This window comes from Nocardia pseudovaccinii NBRC 100343 (assembly GCF_001613225.1).
GTDB classification, from domain to species: Bacteria; Actinomycetota; Actinomycetes; order Mycobacteriales; family Mycobacteriaceae; genus Nocardia; species Nocardia pseudovaccinii.
In genome coordinates this window covers 1-6,207 of sequence record NZ_BDBY01000089.1, presented here as the reverse complement: position 1 = coordinate 6,207, position 6,207 = coordinate 1, and the positions used below count along the sequence as shown (strand labels likewise).

The 6,207-nt window shown below is 64.8% G+C and carries 6 protein-coding genes; 2 read left to right on the top strand and 4 right to left on the bottom strand.

Going from position 1 to position 6,207, the window contains the following annotated elements; genetic code table 11:
* Positions 1 to 103: 103 nt before the first annotated feature.
* From NP3_RS09785 to NP3_RS09775, 3 genes are read right to left on the bottom strand one after another with little or no spacing between them, the layout of a single operon-like run.
* Positions 104 to 1,978 (bottom strand): ABC transporter ATP-binding protein, encoded by a 1,875-nt coding sequence (locus NP3_RS09785; RefSeq protein WP_063039897.1) that lies wholly within the window; start codon positions 1,976 to 1,978, stop codon positions 104 to 106.
* Positions 1,975 to 2,916, bottom strand: a complete 942-nt coding sequence (locus NP3_RS09780) for an ABC transporter permease (protein WP_063039895.1) — start codon at positions 2,914 to 2,916, stop codon at positions 1,975 to 1,977. The genes NP3_RS09785 and NP3_RS09780 overlap by 4 nt, the downstream gene beginning before the upstream one ends.
* Entirely contained in the window at positions 2,913 to 3,890 is a 978-nt protein-coding gene (locus tag NP3_RS09775; protein ID WP_063039893.1) for an ABC transporter permease, read from the bottom strand. Before NP3_RS09775 ends, NP3_RS09780 begins: the two co-directional genes overlap by 4 nt.
* Positions 3,891 to 4,049: 159 nt before the next feature.
* Here NP3_RS09775 and NP3_RS49630 point away from each other — a divergent pair, with 159 nt between their 5' ends.
* Entirely contained in the window at positions 4,050 to 4,904 is an 855-nt protein-coding gene (locus NP3_RS49630; protein WP_063039892.1) for a hypothetical protein, read from the top strand.
* Between the two features lie 74 nt (positions 4,905 to 4,978).
* On the top strand, positions 4,979 to 5,779 hold the full coding sequence (locus NP3_RS09765) for a Cof-type HAD-IIB family hydrolase (protein ID WP_063039899.1): 801 nt from the start codon (positions 4,979 to 4,981) through the stop codon (positions 5,777 to 5,779).
* A 9-nt stretch (positions 5,780 to 5,788) separates the two neighbouring features.
* On the opposite strand, the gene NP3_RS09760 is transcribed toward NP3_RS09765, so the two are convergent.
* On the bottom strand, positions 5,789 to 6,207 hold a 419-nt coding region (locus NP3_RS09760; RefSeq protein ID WP_373864738.1), incomplete at its 5' end, for an LGFP repeat-containing protein.

The window sequence follows — 6,207 nt, the reverse complement described above, 5'->3', positions numbered from 1 at the left end:
CCGTCGAATCGCCGCCCGAACCACAGCCCGCCGCGATCAGACCCAGTGCGACAACCGGTGCCGCCCATTTGGTTCGGGTTCTCGATCGCATCGCGCTCTCCCTCTATCGGCTGACGACCGGCACCGGGACCGCATCGATCAACGCCCGGGTGTATTCGTTGCTGGGACGGTCGAAGATCTGTTCGGCGGGCCCGGTCTCGACGATCTTCCCGCGATACATCACCGCGATATCGTGGGCCAGATTGCGGACCACCGAAAGATCGTGCGAGACGAACAGATAGGACAGGCCGTGTTCGGTCTGCAGGTTGCGCAGCAGATTCAGCACACCCGCCTGAATCGACACATCCAGTGACGACACCGGTTCGTCCAGCACGAGAATCTCCGGATCCAGGGCCAGCGCACGGGCAATGCTGATGCGTTGCTTCTGGCCACCGGAGAAATCGGCGGGATAGCGGTCGGCGTGTTCGGACCGCAGACCGACCTGTTCGAGCAATTGCGGTACCCGCTTGGCGATTTCGGTGCGCGGCCTGCCATCGATGCGCATCGGTTCGGCGAGCACGTCGAAGATCGGCAGCCGCGGATCCAGTGCGGCCGTCGGATCTTGGAAGACGATCTGCATCTTCCGGCGGATCTCCCGCTTGCGCGCCTTGGTCAGGGTCGCGATATCGCTGCCCATGATCTCGATGGTGCCCTCTTGCGGCTTCACCAGGTCGAGAATCTGGGTGAGTGTGGTGGATTTTCCGGATCCGGACTCGCCGACCAGCGCCAATGTGCGCCCGGCCCGCACCTCGAAGCTGATGCCGTCGACGGCGCGGACCTCGCCCTTACGGCGCTTGAACACCACGCCCGAGGTGATCGGATAGGTCTTCACCAGATCCGAAACCCGCAGCACCACACGCTCGTCGGTATCGGCTTCGGCGGATGGCTCCGAAATCTCCTGGCGGTAGGCCTCGAACAGATCGGCGGAGGTGACTTCCGCGGTGCGGATGCAGGCGGCCGAATGGCCGGGGCCGGTCTTCTCCAGCGGCGGCTCGGCGGCACGGCAGTCATCGATCGCGATGGGGCAGCGGGGTGCGAACGAGCAGCCCGGCGGTAGCGCGTGCATGGCGGGTGGTGCGCCGACGATCGGGATCAGCGGGCTGCGTGGCGGACCGTCCATGCGCGGTATCGAGCCGAGCAGGCCGACGGTATACGGCATCCGCGGCGCGGCGAAAAGCTCTGCCGCCGGAGCGGTTTCGACGATCTTCCCCGCGTACATCACCGCGACCCGATCGGCGAGTGTGGCGGCGATGCCCATATCGTGGGTGATCATGATGACACCGGCGCCGGTGATATCGCGCGCCTTTCGCAGCAGATTCAGGATCTGCTTCTGCACCGTCACATCGAGTGCGGTGGTCGGCTCATCGCAGATGATCAGCGCGGGGTCGTTGGCGATGGCCATGGCGATGACCACACGCTGACGCATACCGCCGGAGAACTCGTGCGGAAATGCCTTGGCGCGCAATGCGGGTTCCGGAATGCCGACCAGGTCCAGCAGTTCGACGGCCCGTGCCGAGGCCTCTCGACCGGTCATATCGGTATGTGCGAGCAGGGCCTCGGCGACCTGGTCGCCGACCCGATACACCGGTGTCAGTGCCGAGAGCGGGTCCTGGAACACCATGCTGATGGAACGTCCACGCAGCTTGGACAATTGACGATCGCCGAGCCCGAGCAGTTCGCGGCCGCGCAGCCGGATGGAACCGTTGATCCGCGCCTGCTCCGGCAGCAAGCCGATCACCGCGAGCGAGGAGACCGACTTGCCGGATCCGGATTCGCCGACGATCGCGAGCACTTCGCCATCGGAGACGGTGTAGTTCACCCCGCGCACCGCGTCGATGCGGCCCTCTTCGCTGGGGAAGGAGACCCGCAGGTCGGAGACCTCCAACAGCGGTGCGGTGGAGTTCTTTTCGGTGGAGACCTGGTCCGCTGGGTCCGTCATGCCGCTACCTTCTCTTCCGACCCAACCTTCTTGCGCGAGCGAGCCCGTTTGGCACTGGGATCGAATGCGTCCCGCAAGCCGTCACCGACCAGATTCGCCGAGAGCACGATGACGATCAGCAGTCCACCGGCGAACATGAACAGCCAGGGGAAGGTGAGCGCCGATGCGGTGCCCGAGGCGATGAGCGTGCCGAGTGAGACATCCGGCGACTGCACACCGAATCCGAGGAAGCTCAAGCCGGTTTCGGCCATGATCGACGCGCCAACCGACAGCGTGGTGTCGATGATCAGGATCGAGGCGATATTCGGCAGGATATGACTCAGGATCACCGTCCTGGTCGGCGCGCCCATATACCGTGCGGCCTTGACGAATTCGCGTTCGCGCAGACTCATGGTCAGGCCGCGCACGATGCGCGCGCTGATCATCCAGCCGAAGACACTGAGCAGCAGAATCAACAGCAGGATGGACCCGCTGCCCTTCGTCTTCGGCGCGAAGAGCGCGACGATGATGAAGCTCGGCACCACGAGCAGCAGGTCGACCAGCCACATGATGGCCTTATCGGTGAAACCGCCGATGAGTCCGGCGATCGAACCGGTCAGCGCCGCGATGGTGGTGCTGATGAGGGCGACGCAGAAGCCGATGATCAGCGATTTCTGCATACCGCGCAGGGTTTGGGCGAGTACGTCGTGGCCGATGGCGTCGGTGCCGAAGGGATGCTCGGCAGAGGGCGGCTTACGCAGCGCGGTGCCGTCGAGTTCCTGATAGTCCCAGGTCCAGAAGTAGGGCAGCACGTAGGCGACCAACACCAGGATCAGCAGTACGATCACGCCCGCGACGGCGGCCTTGTTGCGCAGGAAACGCCGCAGCACGAGCCTGCGCCGACCCGAGGCGGCCGCGACCTCCGGCGCGCCCTGGACAATGATTTCGGCTTCTGTCATCCCACACGCACCCTGGGGTCGAGAATCGCGTACACGACATCGGAGAGCAGACCCGACACCAGCACGACAAGACCCGCGAATGCCGTCACCGTGACGACAACGTAGAGGTCCTGGGCATTGATCGAATTGACCAGCCATTCCCCGACGCCGTGCCAGCCGAAGATCTTCTCGGTGAAGGTCGCGCCGGTGATCAAACCGCCGAGGCTGTAGGCGAACAGCGTCGCCATCGGGATCAACGCGGTCCGCAGGCCGTGCTTGTAGAGCGCCTTGTTGCGGGTCAGACCCTTGGCGCGCGCAGTGCGGATGAAATCGCTCTGCAGCACGTCGAGCATGGCATTGCGCTGGTAGCGGCTGTAACCGGCCATCGCGCCGAGAGCCAGACCGGCCGTCGGCAGCACCAGATGCTGGAGGCGGTCGAGCAATTGCGGGAAGAAACCGTTGATCTTGTTCGCCGAGGTCTCGCCGGTATAGAGGAAGATCTGCGATCCGGTGAGCGTATTCACTTCCAGCGCACCGTATTTCAGCAAGGTGGCGAGCAGGAACACCGGCGTGCTCAGCACCAGCAGGGAGACGACCGTGGTGAAGTAGTCACTGAATTTGTATTGCCGGATCGCTCCGGCCGCACCGATCAAAACCCCGAGCACCGTACCGACGATCGAACCGATGATCAGCAGCCGCAGACTCACCAGTACTCGTCGCGGCAGTTCCTCACTGACCGGCTGCCCGGCCAGCGTCTGGCCGAAGTCACCCTGCGGGATGCCCTTCAGCCAGCTGATATAGCGCTGTGGAATCGGCTCGTTGAGATGCAGCTGTTCGGCCTTGGCATCGATCACCGCCTGCGGCGGACGTGGATTGCGCTGTTCGAGACTGTCCAGCGGCGTGAACGTCAGCGACGCCAGACTGAACGTCAGGAACGAGGCCAGCAGCAACAGCACGACATAATTGAACGCGCGTCGTAGCAGGAAGCCGGTCATCAGTCCTCTGGTCCTACGGCTGGTCGGGCCAGCATCGAGTATTAGTCCCTGATCATAAGGACGTGCGTGCGAGCGTGCGTGACACGCGTGAGATCGGCATGTCCTTTATTCTGTGGATACCGGTATGTCCAGGCTTTTCCGGTGCTCAAAGGGGACTCCATGAGTTATCCGCAATATGAGCCCTATCCATCGGTCCCGGCACCCGCACCCGGTGGCGGCACCGCGATCACGGCCGGGGTGCTGGCAAGTATCGGCAGTGTGGGGCAATTGCTCGGCGGCGGTTTCAATATCGTGCTCGGGCTCACCGACCTGGATCTTTCGGAGTACGACTCGACCGGCCTGCTCGCGCAGAGCTGGATCAAGACCTACCTGCTGGTGGCCGGTTCGATCGCCGTGGTCACGGCGTTCCTGCTCGGTGTCGGCGCGATCATGATGTTCACCAGGCGGCCGCTCGGTCGGGTGCTCGTCGTTGCCGGATGCGCGGTGGTGCTGATCGCCGGGATCACGGAGTACGCGGTAACCATGCACTACACCGCCTCGGGCGGGACCGCGGCCGAGATCGGCGGCGGCATCGGTGGTCTGTTCGGGTTGATCTTCCCGATCGCGACCGCGGTGCTCGCCCTTGTGCCCCCGACAACGCGCTGGCTCAACCACACCCCGGTATCCGCGCCGCCCGTGGCTATGTATCCGTATGGACCTGGTGCTCCAACCGCTGGGTATCCGTCCGGACCTGCCGTGCCACCAGCTGGGTATCCGTCCGGACCTGCTGTACCACCGGCCGGGTACCCGTCCGGTTCGACGCCTTATCCGCCGTCGCCTTATCCGCAATACGGTCCGTCAGGTGATGTTCCCCCGTATCCGCAAGCAGGTACCGATCAGGTGGGCGCGCAGCCGCAATGGGGAGCGAATCCGCAGGCAGCACCGGATTCTCCGCCACCAGACCTGGCGAAACGGCAGTCCGACCCGACGATGAAGGCCGAGGACTCCCCGTGGCGGCGACCGCCGTCGCAGTGATAGCCGCGACCTCGCCGAGATGGTCGTCCGGCAGGATGGAATAGGTGACGCGCCTGCACCTGCCCAAGCCGAAGATGGTTGCCACCGATGTGGACGGCACCCTCATCGATCACGACGAGCGGGTCACCGCGCGAACCAAGGCGGCGGTGGCTGCCCTGATCACCGATGGGGTGCCGTTCGTACTCGCCACCGGACGGCCGCCGCGCTGGATCGATCCGGTAGTCGACGGGCTGGGGTATGCGCCGCTGTGCGTCTGCGGCAATGGTGCGGTGATCTACGACAGCGCCGCCGACCGCGTGCTCGCCAGCCGGACCCTGGACGTGGACACCCTGGCCTGGATCGCCGACCTGGCCGAATGCGCATTGCCCGGCTGCGGTCTGGCCGCCGAACGTGTCGGCGCCAGTGCGCACGACGCGGTGACGCCACAATTCGTGAGTTCGCCGGAGTACGAACATGCCTGGCTGAATCCGGATGACACCGAGGTATCGCGCGCCGAGGTCATCGATGCGCCTGCGATCAAAATGCTGGTCCGACTACGCGGCACCCTCAGTGCCGAAATGCGCGCGGTCCTCGCACCGCTGATCGGCGACCGCGCCGATATCACCTATTCGACCGACCACGGCCTGATCGAAATTTCCGCACCCGGCGTGACCAAGGCGTCCGGCCTGACCATCGTCGCCCAGCGTCTCGGTGTCGAACATTCGGCGATCATCGCATTCGGCGATATGCCCAACGATGTTCCGATGCTGTCCATGGTCGGCCACGGCGTCGCGATGGCTAATGCGCATCCGGAGGCGATCGCCGCCGCGGACGAGATCACGGCGGCGAACTCCGAAGACGGTGTGGCGCAAGTGCTCGAGCGCTGGTGGGTATGAACGCCCTGGTCAGCTGGCCGGGACCGGATCGGGGCCTGGCGCGACGACCTGGCCGACCGGGTTGCGGTCGACCTGCTGCTGGGAGGTGTCGTTGTAGGTCTTCCGGACGGTGGTGATGATGCCGGTCAGCTGGTTGAGAATCAGTGAGCCGTACTGGAAGTCGGTTCGCAGCCCGTCCGGCACCGAGTAGCCGTTGCTCATCGGCAGCCCGAGCAGCCCGCCATCCCCGCCGAGGGCGAGGAAACGATCCAGGATCGCGCCCATGACCTCGAACACCTGACCGTTCGGGCCGGTATAGACGTACCCGTTGACGAACTTCGCGTACTGCTGCCCCTGCGCGGCGGGCAGCGGCTCGGACACCGGCTTGCCGAGCGGACCGTCCGGACCGCCCTTATCGGCCCAGTGCCTGGCGATCGCATTCTGATTCA

Bases quoted from the DNA above. Each gene is read 5' to 3' on its own strand.
- NP3_RS09785 (WP_063039897.1), bottom strand. From the start codon at position 1,978: ATGACGGACCCAGCGGACCAGGTCTCCACCGAAAAGAACTCCACCGCA.
- NP3_RS09780 (WP_063039895.1), bottom strand. From the start codon at position 2,916: ATGACAGAAGCCGAAATCATTGTCCAGGGCGCGCCGGAGGTCGCGGCC.
- NP3_RS09775 (WP_063039893.1), bottom strand. From the start codon at position 3,890: ATGACCGGCTTCCTGCTACGACGCGCGTTCAATTATGTCGTGCTGTTG.
- NP3_RS49630 (WP_063039892.1), top strand. From the start codon at position 4,050: ATGAGTTATCCGCAATATGAGCCCTATCCATCGGTCCCGGCACCCGCA.
- NP3_RS09765 (WP_063039899.1), top strand. From the start codon at position 4,979: ATGGTTGCCACCGATGTGGACGGCACCCTCATCGATCACGACGAGCGG.